Source organism: Streptomyces sp. NPDC043746 (assembly GCF_056436485.1).
In genome coordinates, this window is the sequence record NZ_JBWKCM010000010.1 from 177,600 (window position 1) to 197,388 (window position 19,789).

Consider the following 19,789-nt stretch of genomic DNA (forward strand, 5'->3'; position numbering starts at 1 on the left):
GCATGCCTGCCGCGATCGCCCATGAGCACGAACAGCACCTCTGGCTCTCCACGTACAGCACCGCCGAAGGCTGGAGCGAGGCCGGAATCCTCCTCGACCACCTGAGCGCGGCCGCACCGGCTCTCGCCCAGAACGGCGACGACCTGGTCTGCGTCCACCGGGGAGCCCGTCACGGAGTGGCGGAGAACAACCCGCTGCGCTGGACCTCCCACACGTCGGCGGACGACCGGGGCCGGCCGGGTCCCCGCCGGTGGACCCCTGACGCCGACCTCGGCAACGGCAACCTCGCCTTCCATTCCCCCGCCCTCGCCGCGTACGAGGGCAGTGTGTACGCCGTGTACCACCGCTTCTGGGACGACGGCCGCGGCGGCCTCGCGACGACCCGCCGCCCGGCGGGCGGCCCCTGGCAGACGGCGTGGAGGCACGAGGAGTCCCGCGGGACCGGACCGGGCCGCTGGCCGGGCCTGGCCGTCTACCAGGGCCGGCTCCACCTGGTCTTCGCCGTCAGCGGAACCGGTACGGGCCCCGAGGGCCCGGAGGGCGCGACCGTCCAGCACGCGACACTCGCCGGGGACGGCGCGTGGACGCCGGTCCGGCACGGGCGCGGCAGCGAACCCCTCGCAGTGGTGAACGCCGAGCGCCAAGAGGCGGCGGAGGCGGCCGGCATGCGCCCGCCGGGGAACTACGCCCTGACCGAGCACGACGGCCTGCTCAACCTGCTCTACCGCCAGGAGTACGACCAGCGCCTGTGGCACGCCACCTACGACGGCGACACGTGGAGCGGGGCCGTCGCCCTCGACGGCCTCACGAGCCGCCGCGGCGCGTCCCTCGCCTCGTACGACGGCAGGCTGCACGCCGTCTACCCGTCCTTGGACGGCGACTCGCTGCACCACGCCGTCCACCAGGACGGCGAGTGGAGCGAGGGCGAGGCCCTCCCCGGCCACGAGAGCCGGCACGACCCGAGCCTGATCGCGTTCGTGGAGCCGGACGGCAGTCGGAGTCTGCGCCTGGTCCACCGCGGCGTGGATGCCGCCGCGACCTGACGGGGGCGGCCCCGCCGGGGCGGATGACCATTCGCGAGTTCCGGGAGCAGATGCCGCGGGGGCATCCGGGCCGGACGTGTCCGGAGCCTCCGGCCCTGTCCACGGCTCACGCCCCGACGCTCTGGTAGCCGCGCATCCGCCTCTGCCACCACGCGAGGGCGGCGGCGAACCACAGCAGGCCGATCAGGGGCGCGGCGACGGCCACGGGGGCCGAGAGGTGGAGGGCGTCGGTCTTGTCCAGCAGGACGCTCGACGGGATGTAGGCGACGACGGCCACGGGCATCACCCAGGTGAGGCCCCACGTCAACGCACCGCCGAAGACGTGCGTCGGATAGGAACCGAACATCAAGTAGATGTTGTCGACGAGCTGGCTGGCCGCCCAGGTCTGCACGGAGCGGAAGCTCAGCGACGAGACGAGGACCGCGGCCGCTCCCTCGGCCAGCGCGCCCCCGATGACCGCGAACACGAGGTACGCGACGCTCAGCGGCGAGAAGTCGATGTCGACCAGGCTCACGGCGATGGCGAACAGGATGACCGCAGCCATCACGTCGCCGATCACGTTCATCCGGAACCGGCTGGTGATGATCTGGAGGAACGGGTTCAGCGGCCGCACCAGATAGCGGTCGAACCGTCCCTCGCGGATCGTGGTGTCCATGATCGCGACCTGGTTGAAGGGGACGACCCAGACGGCGTGCGCCATCAGCCGCAGTGAGTAGAGGAACGCCAGCTCTCCGAAGGTCCAGCCGGCGATGCTGTCGAAGGTGCGGAGCACGGTCCAGACGAAGGCGATGCCGCTGCCCTGGTAGACGAGCCCCAGCGCGAGCAGCATCACGAAGTTCAGCCGGTACTGCGTCTCGCCCCGCACCGCCGCCCGGTAGAGCAGGAACGTCATGCGCATGCTTCCCACGGCCGTCACCCTCCCTGCACCACGACACGGTGGAGTGCCCGCGACCAGATCAGCCGTACGGCGCCTGCCAGCAGGGCGACCCAGAGCAGCTGCACGCCGATCGCCCGGACCGCTTCGCCGCCGGCCAGTTGACCTCCGTAGATCGCCACGGGGGTGAACGTCATCGCCTGGAAGGGGAGGAGTTCGGCCACCGTCCGCAGCCAGTCCGGGAAGAAGTACAGCGGCACGAGCACTCCCGCCAGGAACTGGCTGACGAGGGTGTAGAGCATGCTGAACGCCCCGAGCTCGGTCGTCCAGAAGGCGCCCAGGCTGACGATGAGGTTGAGCAGCATGGAGATGGCGAACGCGACGAGGAGGCTGGGCAGCCAGTACCCGAAGGCCGCGAGGGAGGCGGGTGGCCCGAGCGTGCCGACGAGCGCGACGAGCGGCAGCGCCGCCGTCGCGAACAGCACCATCGACAGGGTTCCCCCCACCAGATGGGCGAGCATCTGCTGGACGAAGCCGGCGGGCCGCAGGATGTCGAAGGCGATGCGTCCTTCCCGTACCAGTGAGTAGAGGTAGGAGCCGACGGCCGAGTCCTGCATCGCCCAGTTCTGGAGGTTGGCGATCGTCAGGTAGACGAGGACATCGGCCAGCGCGACTCCCTTCACCACTCCCGCGTCGCCGTACAACGCGGTCCACACCTTGCGGAGGATGAAGATCTGGACGATGACGACGAGCAGCATGAAGAGCGCGTTCTGACGGTAGGTCAGGGCTATGCGCAGCCGGCCGCGGATGATCTGCAGGTAGGCGGGGAGGTTGCGGAGGGGACCGTCGAGGCGGGTGGTCCGGCTGACGCTCATACGGTGATCCCGCGGTTGCCGTACAGGGTCCGCATGACGTCCTCGAGCTCGGGCTCCACGATCGAGAGGTCGGTCACGGGATAGCGGCTCGTCACCGCGGAGATGACCTCCTGGGCCGAGATCCGGTGCGCTTCGAAACGTATCCGCAGCGTCGATCCCTCCTCCACGGTCACCTCGCCCGGGACGTCGGGACCGAGCAGCTCGGCGGCCCGGCCCGCCGTCAGTCCGGAGGCGAGCTGCACGACCAGCGTGCGGTGGGGCGCGTACGCGGCCTTCAGGGCCGCGACGCTCCCGTCGTACAGGACCCGCCCCTGGTCGATGAAGACGACCCGCTCGCACAGGGCCTCGACGTCGACGAGGTCGTGCGTGGTGAGCACGATGGTGGTGCCGCTCTCCCGGTTCATCTCCGCGATGAAGTCGCGCATCCTGTCCCGCGCCACGGCGTCCAGACCGAGGGTCGGCTCGTCCAGGTAGAGGACGGACGGCTCGTGGAGCATGGCCGCGGCCAGGTCGCCCCGCATGCGCTGGCCCAGGCTCAGCTGGCGGACCGGCCGGTCGAGGATCGGACCCAGGTCGAGCAGGTCGACGAACTCGTCGAGCCTGCGGCGATAGCCCGCATCGGACATGCGGTACATCTTTCCCAGCAGGGTGAAGGAGTCCACGAGGGGCAGGTCCCACCAGAGCTGGCTGCGCTGCCCGAACACGACGCCGATGTGCATCGCGTTCTTCTCCCGGTTCCGCCAGGGGGCGGTGCCGTGCACCTCGATGAGACCGCCGGTCGGGACGAGGACCCCGGTCATCATCTTGATGGTCGTGCTCTTTCCCGCGCCGTTCGGGCCGAGATAGCCGACGAGTTCGCCGGCCGACACGGTGAAGTCCACGCCGTCGACGGCCCGCACCTCGTCGTACTGCCGGGTGACCAGGGTCCGCAGCCCGCCGAACGCCCCTTCGTGGCGACGCGGGCGCCGGTAGTACTTGGTCAGCCCCTCCGCCCTGATCAACGCCGACACGCGGCACCCCCGAGCGCGGAAGCCGCACCGTACTCCGCCCCGGCCATGGCCAGGCGGTGCATCAGGGGCCGGGCTCCGTTCAGCTCACGCCATGTGACGACCGGAATGAGACCGCCGACTCCGAGCGTGCTCAGCGCTGTCGAGCGGAGGCGATCGTCCGCGGCCCGTTCACGGGGACGCACCCGCTCGCTCGCGATACCGAGCAGACAGGCCATGGCCCACAGTTCACGCGTCTCGGGCCGGCCGATGAGCTCGCAGACGGCCCGCGCCGCGGGATCGCTGCCGGACCACTCGTCCCAAGCGGAGTCGACCCGCCCGACGTCCACCCCGAACGCGTCCGCCGCCTGGCGCCAGGGCGTCCGTCGCCAGACGCGGCGGCCCGCGGATTCCCCCTCGTACCGAAGGACATAGGCCGCGCCGTCGCGATAGTGCGGTACGGCGGTCAACGCGCCGAGCACCTCGTTACGCGGCCGATCGGCACCGCGGTACACGCAAGCCGACCGCCACCGCTCACCGGCGTTCCCGGCGATGCTCTCCGTTCCCTGATGCTCGATCAGATTGGGTACGGACAGAAGGACGGGAACACGATGACGCTCCAGGTAGTCCAGCATCACCGCGTCGTCCTCGCGGCGCGTCGACACGAGGGGACGCGCCTCTTCGGAGAAACGGGCCGCGTGATCCACGGGCAGCATGAGGGCGAGAGTGGGGGTGTAGATGTCGTCGATCGCCGACACCCACCCGGCACCGGCCAGCGCCCCCACGCGGACCGCCGCGCCGTCGGGGCCGTCCCAGTTCGTGTAGAACGCCACGGCCGAACGGGGAAACCGCGCGGCTGCGTCACGCGCGACGGACAACAGCTCGCCCGACGGCACGACATCGTCCTGCAACACCATGTGATGAGTCGCACCCTCACCGAAGGCCGCCCACGCCTCGACGCTCGTACGCAGCGGATTGGGCGTCCCACCGGGCTCCGGATCCGTGACCACCCTGACGTCGCCGCCGAGTAACCCGGCCAGACTCCCCGCCATCGCGGAACGGGCCGGATGAGTCATGATGGCCACGCTCAAGAGGGCCGTTGTCATTGATTCAGCCTCGACAATCGAGCTAGAGGACAGCAAGCGCCGCCGCAGGCAGGGAAGTCGGCTACTGAGGATCGCCCTTCCGTGTTCTCAGAACTCCCTCACCCCACCAGAGCCCCCGGACTCTGTCCACCCGCGCCATGTGCACGGCGACACGGTGCACGTTTCTCCCCACCGCCAGGCACCGGTACGATCGATCCACCGGCCCGGCAGGCGTGAACCCACGTCCCCCTGACCGTTCGCCTTCCGTCCCGTGGCGCGCGGGTGTCGTGGGGACGGGTGCGCGAGGATTGGGCCCATGGCCAACCGACTTACGCAGACCACCTCCCCGTACCTCCTCCAGCACGCCGACAACCCCGTCGACTGGTGGCCCTGGTCGCCCGAGGCGTTCGAGGAGGCCAGGAAGCGGGATGTGCCCGTGCTGCTCAGCGTCGGGTATGCCAGCTGCCACTGGTGCCACGTCATGGCGCACGAGTCCTTCGAGGACGACGACACCGCCGCCTACCTCAACGAGCGCTTCGTCTCCGTCAAGGTGGACCGGGAGGAGCGGCCCGACGTCGATGCCGTTTACATGGAGGCCGTGCAGGCGGCCACCGGGCAGGGCGGGTGGCCGATGACCGTGTTCCTCACCCCGGATGCCGAACCCTTCTACTTCGGGACCTACTTCCCACCCGAGCCGCGGCACGGCTCGCCCTCCTTCCGGCAGGTGCTCGAAGGGGTGAGCGCCGCCTGGGCCGACCGGCGGGAGGAGGTGGCCGAGGTGGCCGGGCGGATCGTCGCGGATCTGGCGGGGCGGTCGCTGGCGCACGGCGGGGACGGGGTGCCGGGGGAGTCGGAGGTGGCGCAGGCGCTGCTCGGGCTGACGCGGGAGTACGACGGGCAGTACGGGGGGTTCGGGGGCGCGCCCAAGTTCCCGCCGTCCATGGTGGTGGAGTTCCTGCTGCGGCACTACGCCCGTACGGGGGCCGAGGGGGCCCTTCAGATGGCCGCCGACACCTGTTCGGCGATGGCCCGGGGCGGGATCTACGACCAGCTCGGCGGCGGGTTCGCGCGGTACTCCGTGGACCGGGAGTGGGTGGTCCCGCACTTCGAGAAAGTAGCTGTCTAGGGTCCATTGCTTCCGTACCATTTCCCCTGAGAACAGAGGGGGTTGTGGTGCGCGAGGATCACGCGACGCTGGTCGGGCTGGGGCTCAGCCCTGAGGAACTGGAAGCCCTGGGACTGGACAAGCCCGCGACGGCCGAGCCGTCCGGACTCATGGATGCCTACCTGCGACGAAGCAACAAAAAGGAAGACCTGGCCACGCTGCGGGGGCACCTGCGAGACGTGGTGCGCTGGGCGGAGGCAAACGGGCTTCAGATCCGGCACGTCTGGGTTGAACAACTCTCGGCCTCCAAGACCTACGTGCGGCGCAGGGAGTTTGAGAAGGCCACACAAGCGATCATGGACGGCAAGTCCAAGACGCTCGGTGTGTGGAAGACGGACCGCTTCGACCGGCGCGGCATGGGGGCGGTGGGCCGCATGCTCGACGAGTTCGACCGCCGGCAATCTCGCCTCGTCTCCGTGTCCGAAGGGCTGGACTCATCACAGGGTGGCCGCATGGTCTTCGCGATCCTGAGCGAACGCGCCAGGGAGGAAGCGAAGGACACAGCGAAGCGCGTGAAGATCGGCCATGACTCGCACAAGGCGGAAGGCCGAAGAGGAACGGGCAGGCCACCGTTCGGCCTCTACAGCGCCCCTGGAAGCGGCAAGGTCGAACCCCATCCCGACGAGTACGGCACAGCTCGCAGGCTGGTGGATCTCTTGCTCGACAAGAAGACGACCAAGGACACGGCCCACCAGCTCAATGAGGAGGGGTACCGCACCCGGAGCGGTGCCACCTGGTCGCCCACGGCGGTGAGCAAGCTCGCTCAGTCCCCGCTCTTCGCGGGCATGGTCCCGGTCCGGCGGCGCAAGACGGACGAGTACGGCAACCCCTTGGACAGTTGGGAGGGATACGGCGAGCCCCTGCGCAACGAGAAGGGTGAAGTCGTCATGTGCGGCAAGGGGGTTGTGACGCCGGGCGAGTGGTTCAAAATCAAGGCCCTTATCGCAGAACGGACCGACGAACGGTGGGCCAAGGGGAAGCCGGAGGCGAAGTACCTGGGGACGGGGAGCTACCGATGCGGGCGGCTGCGGGACAAGAAGGGCACGGGCGACCTCGAACCGTGTGGCGGCTCGATGAGCCACCGTGGCGGACGCTACCGGTGCGAGGTCCGGCAGACGCGGGGCAAGTCGATCTGCGAGGGAGTGGTGACCCTCGCCGACCGCATCGACCACGCGGTTGGACAGGCGTGGATCCACCACATCACAGCCCTTGAGCCGGGGGACCCGGTGGTCATCGAGATAGCCCGCCGGTGGCTCGCCTTCGCGGACCCCGAAACGCAGGCGAAGAAGGACGAGGCTCAGAAGGCGCTTGAGGCGGCCCAGCGTCGTGTGAAGAAGCTCGAAGACGACTTCTATGTGTACGGGAAGATGGACGAAGAGCGCTTCGAGGAACTGAGCGAAGGGCAGCGCGCCGTCATCGAGAGCACCACCGCGACCCTCGACGCGTTGGACGCGGAGGCAGACCTATCGCCGCTCACCCAGGTTGCCACCCTGCGTGAGGCGTGGGAGGCGGCGGATATGGCGGACAAGCGGATGCTCCTGAAGTGCGCCCTTGGAAAAAAGGCCATCACGGTCAAACCCGCTGCGCGGCAGGGGGATCACACCCCGATCTTGGAACGGCTTGAGTTCGACTGGCTGTCGAAGAAGGACGCAACCACCAAGAAGTGAGTTCGAAGCGCAAGGCCGGGCATCGGGCCAGGTGACGAAGTGACGGAATGACGTTTAGTTCTGTTCCATACATAGAACCAAAAACACTATCTATAGGGGTAACCCGGATTCAGGGTCACTTCATCACTTCGTCACCGCTCGCGCTTCCCGCCGCTCACGCGCTGCCCACGCATGGGTCATCGACTGCCTGCGGTGCCCGGCGGTCCCGCCCGGGTAGGGGAGAGCGGCCCGGAAGTTTCCACGCGTGCCCGCCGGCAATCCCGGCCCCGGCTCGGAAAACGCGCCCTGCGTGTGGCTCCCTTTTTAGACGGCCGACCCTTGCGGCTGCTGGGCAAGACCCTGTTTGGGCCACCGAGAAAGAGACCCGTTAACGGGTCGACAAGCCCGGCGAAGGACCACCGAAGCCCCCGATGGCTGGCCGTACTGGGTGGTCGCCGGGGGCTTTCATGTTGTCCGAACAGGCGGTCTTGACGGGCTCCCGCTGGCGGCTGAGAGTCAAGCAATCGGCGGCAATCGGATCGACGCAGGGAGAGGACGGGCATGAAGCTCAGGTTCCTCGGGATCATCCCGAACACGCCCGTGGACGACTCGCCGACCATTTGGTTCGATGAGGACACGGGAGACTTGCTGATCCAGTCCTACAGGGCCACCGAGGATGAGGTGAAGGCGTGCCAGGAGATCGGCTCCATCCCCGGTCACAGCACGGACGTGCCGGATCACGAGGCGATCATTCGTCTCCCCGCCGTGATGCTGAAGTACATCCCGCGACCGGAGGACGGCAACGGTGAAGTACCCCGTACGTGAAGGGCTCTCCAAGGCCCGGCACTCGGCCGTACACCTGGAGATGCGCGACAGCTACACCCCGGACGATCCGGAGTTTGCCCGCTGGCGTGATGGCCACAGGTACAACAGCGACCCGGCCAAGCTGCCGGACTGGTGGGGTACCTGGCGTGACCTAGTGCAGGAGACGACAGCGCGCGGGGTCGTCATGCGGCGGGCCCGGATCGTCTCGGAGCCGGTCACGGACTACATCAGGTATGAGCACGACATGACGTTCGCCAATGTCGCGGCGGGTGAGCTGGTTCGCTGGCTCCCTCGGCGTCGGGCCGCTGACATTCCCTTGCCGGGCACTGACCTCTGGATGTTCGATGGCGAGGCGGTGTTGTTCACGTACTTCTCTGGCGTCGGGGAAGTCGTTGACCGGGAGTGGCGGACAGAACCGGAAGTCGCTCAACTTGTCGCGTCTGCCTTCGAGATGGTGTGGGAGCGTGCAACGCCCCACGGGGAGTACAAGCCGGTCCAGTGAGTCATGCCCCAATCAGCATCATCTAGCGTCCAGCAAGCCGGGCAACTCCTTGCTGACCGCCTACGAGAGTTGGTCAAGGATGCCGGGCTTGACGGCAAAGACTTGGCCGCGTTGTGCGGCTGGCACCCGTCCAAGGTGTCTAGGATCTCAACAGCCAAGACGCAGCCCAGCGAGGACGACTTTCGCGCGTGGTGCGCAGCCTGCGGCGCTCAGGACCAGACAGAGGACCTGATTGCCTCTCTACGGGCCGTTGAGGGCATGTGGGTGTCCTGGCGTCGGATGGAGCGCGCCGGCCTGCGACGGGCGCAAGAATCCGTGCGGCCACTGTTCGAGCGCACCCGTTGGTTTCGGGCCTACTCCTCCTGGCTCGTGCCCGGCCTGATTCAGACGTACAGCTACACCGAAGCTGTCTCGCGTGCCGTCCAGCGACGCCGCGTGCCAGTCGATGACGTGGCCGACGCTGTGGCCGTCCGCATGGAACGACAGCGGGTGCTCATCGAGGGGCAACGCCGGTTCGCGTTCCTGGTGGAGGAGTCTGTGTTGAGGAACGGCTACGGCGACGCCGATACCCAAGCAGAACAGCTAGCGCGCCTGCGTTCCCTCGCTGAAGGCGAGTTGCCCAACGTGACCTTGGGCGTGGTCCCAGCGCGGCTTGAGCGGGCACGTATGCCCGTTGAAGGGTTCTGGATCTACGACAAGGCGCAAGTGAGCGTTGAGCTTGTGTCCGGCTACCTCACGATCACTCAGCCGAGTGAGGTGAAGGCGTACGCCGACACGTTCGCCACGCTGGCCGACATGGCCGTTTACGGCGACAAGGCCCGTGCGCTGCTGGCCAAGGCGCGTGACTCCCTCGCGTAGGTGGCTCGCAATCGTGTGCAATCGGCTGTGAGTTGGGGTTCCGGTCTTCCTGGTGTGGTCGGTATCGGACCACGTGAGGGGACACCAGCGATGGCGAGTAGCACCAGCGATACCGACGCACGCAGGGACGAGTACGCGACGTTCGCCCCGACCGGGGAGGCGTGCCCCGAGTGCGACCAGCCGATCGGATCTCTTGAAATCTGCCGCCGGGGCATCGCGGAACGGCCTCTGGACCGCCCGCCGTGGTCTACCGGCACACCAAGTGTGCCGAGAAGTACCGGCGGCGCTGATGACGCGCGCCGTCTACCGCTACGTGGCCCACACGATCCAGCACGCGCCTGAGGGCGGCATTACGGCAGAACTGTTCTGCACGGCCATCGGGTGCGGCGAGTCGTCCGGGCCGCAGGGTTATCCCGAGACCGCCCAAGACTGGGCGCTGAGGCACACCGGCCTGAATCCCGGCCACGACCTCTACCGACGCGGGTACACCGACCATGCGCGGGTGACCCGCGCTGACCCGACCCCGGCCCGCTGAGCGACGGCGAGCAAGACAGCTCGGCGGTTCGGCCCGGCTCCGTTCGTACGCTGCCCCGTGGCGGATGGGCGGGCGTCGGCGGGTGCGCAAGGATGGGGGTATGTCCAATCGACTTGCCCAGGCCACGTCCCCGTACCTTCTCCAGCACGCGGACAACCCCGTTGACTGGTGCCCCTGGGAGACCGCCGCGTTCGAAGAAGCCCGGCGGCGCGATGTCCCCGTGTTCTTGAGCGTCGGCTACAGCGCCTGCCACTGGTGTCACGTCATGGCGCACGAGTCCTTCGAGGACGACGACACCGCTGCGTACATGAACGAGCACTTTGTGTCCGTGAAGGTGGACCGCGAGGAACGGCCCGACGTGGACGCCGTCTACATGGAGGCGGTGCAAGCCGCCACCGGGCAGGGCGGCTGGCCCATGTCCGTGTTCATGACCCCCGACGGGGAGCCGTTCTACTTCGGCACCTACTTCCCGCCTGAGGCCCGCCACGGCATGCCGTCCTTCCGTCAGGTGCTCGAAGGCGTGCACAACGCCTGGACGAGCCGCCGGGACGAGGTGGGAGAAGTCGCGGGGAAGATCACTCGGGACCTTGCCGCGCGGGAACTGAGTACCAGGGATGCCGGGACGCCCACCGAGGAGACTCAGGCCCTGGCGCTCCTCCAGTTGACCCGGGACATCGATCCCGCGAGCGGGTGGTTCAAGGGAGACACCAAGTTCCCGCCGTCGATGGTGATCGAGTTCCTGCTGCGCCACCACGCGCGGGCCGGCTCCGTGGCCGCGCTGGAGATGGCGGAGGGGCTGTGCGGCGCGATGGCTCGTTCGAGCCTGTACGACCAGGTGGGAGGCGGGTTCCACCGGTACGTGCTCACGCCGAGGGTCGGTGGACCTTTGATTCCCCACTTTGAGAAGATGCTGTACGACAACGCGCTGCTCTGCCGGGTCTACGCCCATCTCTGGCGTACCACCGGGTCCGAGGAGGCCCGCCGCATCGCCCTGGAGACCGCCGACTTCATGGTGCGGGAGCTGCGGACCGCCGAGGGCGGTTTCGCCTCCGCGCTCGACGCCGACAGCGAGGGCCCGCAGGGAGAGAACGTCGAGGGCGCCTTCTACGTGTGGACTCCCGCGCAGCTGCGCGCGGTGCTGGGCGAGGAGGACGGGGCCTTCGCCGCCGCGTACTTCGGTGTGACGGAGGAGGGCACCTTCGAGGGGGGCGCTTCCGTGCTCCGGCTGGCGGGGGACGCCGGACCCGTGGACGCCGCGCGCGTCGCCGACGTGCGGGCGCGGCTTCTGGCGGCCCGTGAGGAGCGGGCGCGGCCGGGGCGGGACGACAAGGTGGTCGCCGCCTGGAACGGGCTCGCCATCGCCGCGCTGGCCGAGACCGGCGCCTACTTCGACCGGCCCGACCTGGTCGAGCGCGCCACCGAGGCCGCCGATCTGCTGGTCCGGGTCCACCTGGGCGAGGTCGCCCGGCTCACGCGTACCTCCAGGGACGGGCGCGCGGGAGACAACGCCGGGGTGCTGGAGGACTACGGGGATGTGGCCGAGGGGTTCCTCGCACTCGCCGCTGTCACGGGTGAGGGCGCCTGGCTGGAGTTCGCCGGGTTCCTGCTCGATGTCGTGCTGGAGCAGTTCACCGGCGAGGGCGGGCAGCTCTACGACACCGCCCATGACGCCGAGCGGCTCATCCGCCGGCCGCAGGATCCGACCGACAGCGCCACCCCGGCCGGGTGGACGGCGGCGGCCGGTGCGCTGCTCTCGTACGCCGCGTACACCGGGTCCGACGCCCACCGCACCGCCGCCGAAGGGGCGCTCGGTGTGGTGAAGGCGCTCGCCCCGCGTGCGCCCCGGTTCATCGGGTGGGGTCTCGCCGTGGCCGAAGCGCTGCTGGACGGGCCCCGCGAGGTGGCCGTCGCCGGGCCCGTCGGCGGTGAGCTGCACCGTACGGCGTTGCTCGGCCGTGCCCCGGGCGCGGTCGTCGCGGCGGGGGAGGGGCCGGGTGCCGGGGCCGAGTTCCCGCTGCTGGCGGACCGGCCGCTCAAGGACGGGCGGCCGACCGCCTATGTGTGCCGGCACTTCGCCTGTGACGCGCCGACCACGGAGGCGGGGGAGCTGGCTGTGAAGCTCGGCGGGTAGAGCCGAAGGGGAGGGGTGCGCGAGGGGCTGGTCGCCTGCTGCGACCGGCCCCTTTCCCTGCCCGTACGGATCAGCCCCTTCGCGTACCCCGACGGGCTATCCGTGCTGGTACGCCACCAGCGAGATGCCCACGTAGTGCGCCACGAACGCCGCCAGCGTCAGTGAGTGGAAGACCTCGTGGAAGCCGAACCAGCGCGGCGACGGGTTCGGCCGCTTGATCCCGTAGATCACCCCGCCCGCGCTGTAGAGCAGCCCGCCGACGACGACCAGCACCAGCACCGCGATGCCGCCCGTCCGCATGAAGTCCGGCAGGAAGAAGACCGCCGCCCAGCCCATCGCGATGTAGCACGGGGTGTAGAGCCAGCGCGGGGCGCCGACCCAGAAGACCCGGAAGGCGATGCCCGCCGCCGCGGCTGCCCAGACCGCCCAGAGCAGGGGCCGTCCGGTGGATTCGGGCAGGAGGAGCAGGGTCAGCGGGGTATAGGTCCCGGCGATGATCAGGAAGATGTTGGCGTGGTCCAGCCGGCGCAGCACCGCCTCGCCGCGCGGGCCCCAGGTGCCCCGGTGGTAGACCGCGCTGACGCCGAAGAGCAGGCAGGCCGTCGCCACGTAGATCGCGCAGGCTATCCGGCCCTCGACGCTGTCGGTCAGCGCGATCAGGGTGATCCCGGCGATCAGTACGGCGGGAAACATTCCGGCGTGCAGCCAGCCGCGCAGGCGGGGTTTGACGGGAGGGGGGTCCAGGGCGACAGGTCCTTTCGTCGCCTCGATCGGGCCGGTGGTCGCGGCGGCAGCAGCGGCGTCAGTCATATCGGCATGCTACCTACGCAACCGTAGGTAACGGATACGAGTGGTGATGCTCACGTGTGAGGCCCCCTGGACAGATGGGCGAAACGGTCGGATGATCAAATGAGTGCGGTCGGCACCGGATGAGCGCCAGGGGATCGAAGGGTACGAAGCATCCGGGTCGCAGCCCCCACGGGGCACCTGACAACACACACCCTCTTCAAGGAGCGATCGTGGCGCGCGACATCGCGGCTCCCCTCACTGTCCCCACCCACCACCAGGAGCTGATCTCCTGGGTCGACGAGATCGCAGCCATCACCCAGCCGGACCAGGTGGTCTGGTGCGACGGCTCCGAGGCCGAGTACGAGCGCCTGTGCGGGGAGCTCGTCGCCAAGGGCACGTTCACCAAGCTGGACGAGATCAAGCGGCCGAACTCGTACTACGCCGCGTCCGACCCGAGCGACGTCGCCCGCGTCGAGGACCGCACGTTCATCTGCTCCAAGGAGGAGAAGGACGCGGGTCCGACCAACCACTGGAAGGACCCCGCCGAGATGCGGGAGATCTTCACGGGGGAGAACGGCATCTTCCGCGGCTCCATGCGCGGGCGCACCCTGTACGTCGTGCCCTTCTGCATGGGCCCCGTCGGCTCCCCGCTCTCCGCCATCGGCGTCGAGATCACCGACTCGGCGTACGTCGCCGTCGCCATGCGCACCATGACCCGCATGGGCCAGGCCGTCCTGGACGAGCTGGGCACCGACGGCTTCTTCGTGAAGGCCGTCCACACCCTGGGCGCACCCCTGGAGGAGGGCCAGGAGGACGTCCCGTGGCCCTGCAACACCACCAAGTACATCTCGCACTTCCCCGAGGACCGCGAGATCTGGTCGTACGGCTCCGGCTACGGCGGCAACGCCCTGCTCGGCAAGAAGTGCTACGCCCTGCGCATCGCCTCCGTCATGGCCCGCGACGAGGGCTGGCTGGCCGAGCACATGCTCATCCTGAAGCTCACCCCGCCGCGCGGTGAGTCGAGGTACGTCGCCGCCGCCTTCCCGTCCGCCTGCGGCAAGACCAACCTGGCCATGCTGGAGCCGACCATCCCCGGCTGGACCGTGGAGACCATCGGGGACGACATCGCCTGGATGCGGTTCGGTGAGGACGGCCGCCTCTACGCGATCAACCCCGAGGCCGGCTTCTTCGGCGTCGCGCCCGGCACCGGCGAGCACACCAACGCCAACGCCATGAAGACCATGTGGGGCAACTCCGTCTTCACCAACGTCGCGCTCACCGACGACGGCGACGTCTGGTGGGAGGGCATGACCGAGGAGGCGCCCGCCCACCTCACGGACTGGAAGGGCAACGACTGGACCCCCGAGTCCACCACGCCCGCCGCCCACCCCAACGCCCGCTTCACCGTCCCCGCCGGGCAGTGCCCGATCATCGCGCCCGAGTGGGAGGACCCCAAGGGCGTCCCGATCTCGGCCATCCTCTTCGGCGGCCGCCGTGCCTCCGCCGTACCGCTGGTCACCGAGTCCTTCGACTGGCAGCACGGTGTCTTCCTCGGAGCCAACGTCGCCTCCGAGAAGACGGCCGCCGCCGAGGGCAAGGTCGGTGAGCTGCGCCGCGACCCGTTCGCCATGCTGCCGTTCTGCGGCTACAACATGGGCGACTACATGAACCACTGGATCAAGGTCGGCGCCGACAAGGACCAGGCCAAGCTGCCGAAGATCTACTACGTGAACTGGTTCCGCAAGAACGACGCGGGCAAGTTCGTGTGGCCCGGCTTCGGCGAGAACAGCCGCGTGCTGAAGTGGATCGTGGAGCGCCTGGAGGGCAAGGCCGAGGGCGTCGAGACCCCGATCGGCATCCTGCCGGCCAAGGGCGCGCTGGACACCGAGGGCCTGGACCTCGCCGAGGCCGACCTCGACTTCCTGCTCACGGTCGACAAGGAGGTCTGGCGCGAGGAGGCCGCCCTGGTCCCCGAGCACCTCAACACCTTCGGCGACCACACGCCCAAGGAGCTGTGGGACGAGTACCGCAAGCTCGTGGACCGCCTGGGCTGAGCCCCGGACCGGGGCGCCGGGCCGAGGTCCGGTCGCCCGGACTCCGGTCTCTCGCAGTCCCGCACTCCGAGCCCCGCGGCCGGGTCCATCGGACATCCGCCCTGACCTGTGGGTACGACGACCCGCCGCGGAACGGGGGCTGTCAAAGACGCCAGCCCCCGAGGGAGTCCCCGACCAAGGACGCCCTGACGGCCCCCGGAACCCCCTCAGGTTCCGGGGGCCGTCCCTTTCCGGCTCTTCGGCTCCCCCGGCTCTCCGGCCTTTCGGGGACGGCCTGCGCCCCGGTCCTCCAGGTAGCGCGTAGGGCTCTGCCGACGGATCTCCTCCGCCTCCCGCAACCCCGCCACCAGCTCCTCCACCTCTCCGTCGAGCAGGGCGAGTTGGCGCACCAGCTGCTCCTCGGGGTCCTGCCGGCGGGGCCATCCGGGTCCACCACCGAGTCCGTACGCGGGCGTCCACGGACGCCGGGAGACTCCGGTGCACCGCACGGGCCAGTACGTGCACGCCTTCCGAGCCCCGTGCCAGCGGCTCGGAGACCCGGCCAGGCGTCAGGAGTCCCTCCAGCGCTCCCGTAGCGAGTCCAGATGTTCGGTCGCGGCCGGTGGCAGGTCCACCTGGGTCGGCTACTCCCGGAGGGTGGTGAAGCCTTGCGCAGCCGGTCCGACCGGGAGGCCGGGTCGGACGAGGCGGGGTCGGTGCTCGTGATGAAGAGCGTGCCGCTCAACTCGGCCTGCCCGAGGGCCCCTTCGAGCTGCCGCCAGGCCCGGTCCGCCTCGGCCGCCTTGAGGTGGGGGCCCATGAGCAGTGTGCCCCGGGTGGCGAAGCCGGAGGTGCCGTCGGTCTTCAGCCGGGCGAGGCCGTTGGCGGCGAGGGTCCAGCAGGACCGCCAGGATGGTTCCCACGACGCGTCACGTACGCAGCGTGCGCCCGGAAGCCCACATTCCTGGCTGCGTCGGGTGTACGGGAGACGAAGCGGCCATGCCGGCACGCGACGGCCCCGACGCAGGACGCAGGGCGGAGGGGGAGAACGGAGGCCGGGGGAGGGGAAACGTGGCGCCCGGTCCGCGCGCCCTGCCGGCACGCGGACCGGGGCCGTCAGTGGGCGCCGACCAGCTGCCCGGAGGCGGCGCTGTCGGCGGATGCCGGGGCGAGGGCCTCGGCATGGGCGTCCATCCGCTGGGCGGAGAGGATGGACGCGGTCGTGTCGGCGCGGGAGGCCGCCACCACCAGCGCGCGGCCCGCCAGGGCGTGGGCGCGGCGGTGCAGGGCCGCCGGGGCTGCGTCGGTCAGGGCGGCGTGCCGGGCGGGCGGGGCGCCGCGCAGCCGCGCCACCTGCTCGGCGATGCGGTCGCCCGCCGCGCCGAAGCCGAGTTCGTCGGTGACCGCGAGGAGGGCGGCGAGGTGTCCGGCCAGCTGGATGTCCAGCTCCTCCTCGCGGCTGCGGTGCGGAAAGTCCGCGTCGTCGGCCGTGCTGTGGACCGAGGGGGTGCGGATCGGCTCGTACATGGATGGCCTCCCGGTGATGCTGGGTATCCATCCTACATTGGATCGAGTCTAAGTTTACGCCCGATCTGACATTCGGTCCGGCCTCGCCCGGTCCCCGCCCCCCGCCGTGCTCGCCCTACGGCTGCCCGTAACCGTCCAGGAACGAGCCGATCCGGGTCACCGCGTCCCGCAGCTCCTCCGTCGCGGGCAGCGTCACGATGCGGAAGTGGTCGGGCTCCGGCCAGTTGAACCCCGTTCCCTGCACGACCATGATCTTCTCGGCCCGCAGCAGGTCCAGCACCATCTGCCGGTCGTCCTTGATCTTGTAGACCTTCGGGTCGAGCCGGGGGAAGAGATAGAGCGCCCCCTTCGGCTTCACGCAGGTCACCCCGGGGATCGAGGTCAGCAGGTCGTACGCCACGTCCCGCTGCTCCAGGATCCGGCCGCCCGGCAGCACCAGGTCCTCGATGGACTGCCGGCCGCCGAGCGCGGTGGCCACGGCGTGCTGGGAGGGCATGTTGGCGCAGAGCCGCATGTTGGCCAGGATCGTGAGCCCCTCGATGTACGAGGTGGCGTGCGCCTTCGGGCCGCAGACCGCCAGCCAGCCGGAGCGGTAGCCGGCCACCCGGTAGTTCTTCGAGAGCCCGTTGAACGTCAGCACCATCAGATCGGGGGCCAGCGCCGCCGTCGGGGTGTGGGTGGCGCCGTCGTACAGGATCCGGTCGTAGATCTCGTCGGAGCAGACGATGAGGTTGTGGCGGCGGGCGATCTCGGTGAGAGCGCGCAGCATCTCGTCGTCGTACACCGCGCCGGTCGGATTGTTCGGGTTGATGATCACCAGGGCCTTGGTGCGGTCGGTGATCTTCCGCTCGATGTCCGCCAGGTCCGGCATCCAGTCGGCCTGCTCGTCGCACCGGTAGTGCACGGCCGTCCCGCCGGCCAGTGCGACCGAGGCCGTCCACAGGGGGTAGTCCGGAGCCGGTACGAGTACCTCGTCGCCGTCGTCGAGCAGGGCCTGCATCGACATCTGGATCAGCTCGGAGACTCCGTTGCCCAGGTAGACGTCCTCGACATCGAGGTCGATCCCCTTGGTCTGGTAGTGCTGCACCACGGCTCGCCGCGCCGACAGCAGCCCCTTCGCGTCGCCGTAACCGTGCGCGCCCGAGAGGTTGCGGAGGATGTCCTCGAGGATCTCCGGCGGGCACTCGAACCCGAACGCGGCCGGGTTGCCCGTGTTGAGCTTGAGGATGCGCTGACCGGCCGCTTCGAGCCGCATCGCCTCCTCCAGCACGGGGCCCCGGATCTCGTAACAGACGTTGGCGAGCTTGGTGGACTGGATGACCTGCATGTCCGCGAGCTTACGGCCGTGTTTCGCGGGGTGCGCGGAGATTGCGCCGTTCCCGGGGCTCCGGCCCCGTCCGTCGCCGTGCTCCGGCTTCCAACGGCAAGGCCGCCCCGGCCCCGGACCGTGGGAAGGGCCGGTGAGGGCGGCGTCGCGGCTTGGAATGGGGCGTGAGCGGCCCGGGCGGGTGAGATGCGCCACGCGGGCGGTGGCGGTGGGCCGCGCGCGGTGTGCCGTGCGGGTGACGCGTCGCCCGCACAGGTGACGGACGCGGCGCCCGTACGCGTGCGTTCCGCCCGCGTGGCCGCCCGTGCCTACGCCGGCAGCTCGGCGCCCTCCGGTACGCGGATGCCGAAGTCGTCCCGGAGCACCCGCACCACCTCGTCGCGGCCCGACAGCAGCCGTTCCTTGACCGTGCCGTCCTCGGCCCGCTCGACCAGGTCGAGCCCGGCGAGCGCCAGGTGGGACGCGTCGGGCCGGGTGCGCCGCACGTACACCGCCTGCTGGAACGGCGAGCGCGGGCTCGTCGCCACGTACCAGTTGATCATCTCGAAGTCCGGGCCCTCGAACGGCTCCAGCGTGAAGGTGTACTGCGGCTCCCAGCTCCCGCCCTGCTCGGCCCGCAGTTCCCACATCTCCAGCGGCCCGTCGTGCGCCACCGTGACGAGCCGGTGGCGGCGCGGTGCGTCGTGCAGCTCCGCGCCCGGGACCAGCTCGATCGGCTCCAGGAGCGCGCCGACGTCCCCGAACCCGACATCGGCGATGTAGGGGGTCGCCACGCCCGGCACGTCCACCCGCAGCAGTATGTGGCTGCGCGGGCGGGTGTCGCCGGGCGCCGCACCTAGGACCACCCGGGCGGCCAGCAGCGTCACCGTGAAGCCGAGCTGGCGCAGGGCGGTGGCGAGGACGGTGTTGTGCTCGTAGCAGTAACCGCCCCGCCCGCCGCGGACGAGCTTGGCCTCCAGGTCGGCCAGGTCCAGGGAGGGAGCCGATCCGAGCACCGCGTCCAGGTTCTCGAACGGGATGCCCAGGGCGTGCGCGCGGTGCAGGGACCGCAGCACCTCCACCGTGGGCCGGGGCTCCCCCGACCAGCCGATCCTGGCGAAATAGGCGTCGAGGTCGAGTGTCATACCCCGACCGTACGCAGCCGGGCCCGGACAGCGCCTCAGGCTCACCGGGCCCGTGGCGCGCGCTGCCGGGCGCCGGGGCCAGGACTCACCGGCGCCGGTGACGCGTGGCCGCGGGAGCCGCACCGGCCCCGCGTTGTCGGCCCGCCTGCCCGCCTGCCCGTCGGTCTGTCGGTGCCGGTCGGAGGCCGGTCACCGATGGCGACGTACGTTGCCGACCGTCCGTCCTCTGGCCCGGTCGCGGCGCCCTGTCCTCCGGGGCGTGGTGGCCGCAGGGGACTCCCGGGGGGGGGGGGGGGGGGGGGGGGGGGGGGGGGGGGGGGGGGGGGGGGGGGGGGGGGGGGGGGGGGGGGGGGGGGGGGGGGGGGGGGAGGAGGGGGGGGGGGGGGGGGGGGGGGGGGGGGGGGGGGGGGGGGGGGGGGGGGGGGGGGGGGGGGGGGGGGGGGGGGGGGGGGGGGGGGGGGGGG

Annotated in this window: 17 protein-coding genes and 1 pseudogene; 9 read left to right on the forward strand and 9 right to left on the reverse strand. The window is 70.1% G+C overall.

Annotated elements, in window-relative coordinates; translation table 11 throughout:
- The first annotated feature begins 2 nt into the window (after positions 1–2).
- Positions 3–1,043 (forward strand): hypothetical protein, encoded by a 1,041-nt coding sequence (locus tag AC0682_RS14210; protein ID WP_478533010.1) that lies wholly within the window; start codon positions 3–5, stop codon positions 1,041–1,043.
- 106 nt (positions 1,044–1,149) lie between these two features.
- Here AC0682_RS14210 and AC0682_RS14215 read toward each other — a convergent pair whose 3' ends face one another.
- The 4 genes from AC0682_RS14215 to AC0682_RS14230 are packed head-to-tail and all read right to left on the reverse strand — an operon-like array spanning position 1,150 to position 4,869.
- Positions 1,150–1,941 carry an ABC transporter permease gene (locus tag AC0682_RS14215; RefSeq protein ID WP_478533045.1) on the reverse strand — a complete coding sequence of 264 codons (792 nt, stop codon included), beginning with the start codon at positions 1,939–1,941 and terminating at the stop codon, positions 1,150–1,152.
- 14 nt (positions 1,942–1,955) lie between these two features.
- On the reverse strand, positions 1,956–2,792 hold the full coding sequence (locus AC0682_RS14220; protein ID WP_478533011.1) for an ABC transporter permease: 837 nt from the start codon (positions 2,790–2,792) through the stop codon (positions 1,956–1,958).
- Positions 2,789–3,802, reverse strand: a complete 1,014-nt coding sequence (locus tag AC0682_RS14225) for an ABC transporter ATP-binding protein (RefSeq protein WP_478533012.1) — start codon at positions 3,800–3,802, stop codon at positions 2,789–2,791. The genes AC0682_RS14220 and AC0682_RS14225 overlap by 4 nt, the downstream gene beginning before the upstream one ends.
- Positions 3,790–4,869 (reverse strand): hypothetical protein, encoded by a 1,080-nt coding sequence (locus AC0682_RS14230; RefSeq protein WP_478533014.1) that lies wholly within the window; start codon positions 4,867–4,869, stop codon positions 3,790–3,792. Before AC0682_RS14230 ends, AC0682_RS14225 begins: the two co-directional genes overlap by 13 nt.
- Before the next feature lie 310 nt (positions 4,870–5,179).
- On the opposite strand from AC0682_RS14230, the pseudogene AC0682_RS14235 reads away from it, so the two are divergent.
- From AC0682_RS14235 to AC0682_RS14265, 7 genes and pseudogenes are all read left to right on the forward strand, one after another.
- Positions 5,180–5,980, forward strand: a pseudogene (locus tag AC0682_RS14235) (thioredoxin domain-containing protein); the annotation flags it as partial.
- 56 nt (positions 5,981–6,036) lie between these two features.
- The gene (locus tag AC0682_RS14240) at positions 6,037–7,695 is read left to right on the forward strand and encodes a recombinase family protein (RefSeq protein WP_478533016.1); all 1,659 of its coding nucleotides are present in this window, start codon (positions 6,037–6,039) and stop codon (positions 7,693–7,695) included.
- Positions 7,696–8,235: 540 nt separating this feature from the next.
- Complete coding sequence (locus AC0682_RS14245; protein ID WP_478533018.1) at positions 8,236–8,499, forward strand: hypothetical protein; 264 nt, start codon at positions 8,236–8,238, stop codon at positions 8,497–8,499.
- On the forward strand, positions 8,480–9,001 hold the full coding sequence (locus tag AC0682_RS14250) for a DUF6879 family protein (protein ID WP_468142651.1): 522 nt from the start codon (positions 8,480–8,482) through the stop codon (positions 8,999–9,001). Before AC0682_RS14245 ends, AC0682_RS14250 begins: the two co-directional genes overlap by 20 nt.
- Before the next feature lie 3 nt (positions 9,002–9,004).
- Complete coding sequence (locus tag AC0682_RS14255) at positions 9,005–9,859, forward strand: helix-turn-helix domain-containing protein (protein WP_478533020.1); 855 nt, start codon at positions 9,005–9,007, stop codon at positions 9,857–9,859.
- Between the two features lie 289 nt (positions 9,860–10,148).
- Positions 10,149–10,394 (forward strand): DUF7848 domain-containing protein, encoded by a 246-nt coding sequence (locus AC0682_RS14260; protein ID WP_478533021.1) that lies wholly within the window; start codon positions 10,149–10,151, stop codon positions 10,392–10,394.
- 100 nt (positions 10,395–10,494) lie between these two features.
- Complete coding sequence (locus tag AC0682_RS14265; RefSeq protein WP_478533022.1) at positions 10,495–12,525, forward strand: thioredoxin domain-containing protein; 2,031 nt, start codon at positions 10,495–10,497, stop codon at positions 12,523–12,525.
- Between the two features lie 96 nt (positions 12,526–12,621).
- On the opposite strand, the gene trhA is transcribed toward AC0682_RS14265, so the two are convergent.
- Positions 12,622–13,335: a PAQR family membrane homeostasis protein TrhA gene (gene trhA / locus AC0682_RS14270; RefSeq protein WP_254811813.1), complete on the reverse strand. Its 714-nt coding sequence runs from the start codon at positions 13,333–13,335 to the stop codon at positions 12,622–12,624.
- Between the two features lie 209 nt (positions 13,336–13,544).
- Between trhA and AC0682_RS14275 the strand changes: the two genes are divergently transcribed.
- On the forward strand, positions 13,545–15,368 hold the full coding sequence (locus AC0682_RS14275) for a phosphoenolpyruvate carboxykinase (GTP) (protein WP_478533024.1): 1,824 nt from the start codon (positions 13,545–13,547) through the stop codon (positions 15,366–15,368).
- Positions 15,369–15,574: 206 nt separating this feature from the next.
- On the opposite strand, the gene AC0682_RS14280 is transcribed toward AC0682_RS14275, so the two are convergent.
- The 4 genes from AC0682_RS14280 to AC0682_RS14295 all read right to left on the reverse strand — a co-directional run bounded on the left by AC0682_RS14280 (position 15,575) and on the right by AC0682_RS14295 (position 19,325).
- Positions 15,575–15,757, reverse strand: a complete 183-nt coding sequence (locus AC0682_RS14280) for a hypothetical protein (RefSeq protein ID WP_478533026.1) — start codon at positions 15,755–15,757, stop codon at positions 15,575–15,577.
- Between the two features lie 706 nt (positions 15,758–16,463).
- Complete coding sequence (locus AC0682_RS14285; RefSeq protein ID WP_478533027.1) at positions 16,464–16,874, reverse strand: SCO4983 family protein; 411 nt, start codon at positions 16,872–16,874, stop codon at positions 16,464–16,466.
- A 115-nt stretch (positions 16,875–16,989) separates the two neighbouring features.
- Complete coding sequence (locus AC0682_RS14290) at positions 16,990–18,201, reverse strand: pyridoxal phosphate-dependent aminotransferase (RefSeq protein ID WP_254811810.1); 1,212 nt, start codon at positions 18,199–18,201, stop codon at positions 16,990–16,992.
- Between the two features lie 308 nt (positions 18,202–18,509).
- Entirely contained in the window at positions 18,510–19,325 is an 816-nt protein-coding gene (locus AC0682_RS14295) for an arylamine N-acetyltransferase family protein (protein WP_478533028.1), read from the reverse strand.
- Positions 19,326–19,789: the final 464 nt, after the last annotated feature.

Excerpts from the sequence above, each read along its gene's own strand:
- AC0682_RS14210 (WP_478533010.1), top strand. The coding sequence starts at position 3 with ATGCCTGCCGCGATCGCCCATGAGCACGAACAGCACCTCTGGCTCTCC.
- AC0682_RS14215 (WP_478533045.1), bottom strand. The coding sequence starts at position 1,941 with ATGCGCATGACGTTCCTGCTCTACCGGGCGGCGGTGCGGGGCGAGACG.
- AC0682_RS14220 (WP_478533011.1), bottom strand. The coding sequence starts at position 2,792 with ATGAGCGTCAGCCGGACCACCCGCCTCGACGGTCCCCTCCGCAACCTC.
- AC0682_RS14245 (WP_478533018.1), top strand. The coding sequence starts at position 8,236 with ATGAAGCTCAGGTTCCTCGGGATCATCCCGAACACGCCCGTGGACGAC.
- AC0682_RS14255 (WP_478533020.1), top strand. The coding sequence starts at position 9,005 with ATGCCCCAATCAGCATCATCTAGCGTCCAGCAAGCCGGGCAACTCCTT.
- AC0682_RS14260 (WP_478533021.1), top strand. The coding sequence starts at position 10,149 with ATGACGCGCGCCGTCTACCGCTACGTGGCCCACACGATCCAGCACGCG.
- AC0682_RS14265 (WP_478533022.1), top strand. The coding sequence starts at position 10,495 with ATGTCCAATCGACTTGCCCAGGCCACGTCCCCGTACCTTCTCCAGCAC.
- trhA (WP_254811813.1), bottom strand. The coding sequence starts at position 13,335 with ATGACTGACGCCGCTGCTGCCGCCGCGACCACCGGCCCGATCGAGGCG.
- AC0682_RS14285 (WP_478533027.1), bottom strand. The coding sequence starts at position 16,874 with ATGTACGAGCCGATCCGCACCCCCTCGGTCCACAGCACGGCCGACGAC.
- AC0682_RS14290 (WP_254811810.1), bottom strand. The coding sequence starts at position 18,201 with ATGCAGGTCATCCAGTCCACCAAGCTCGCCAACGTCTGTTACGAGATC.
- AC0682_RS14295 (WP_478533028.1), bottom strand. The coding sequence starts at position 19,325 with ATGACACTCGACCTCGACGCCTATTTCGCCAGGATCGGCTGGTCGGGG.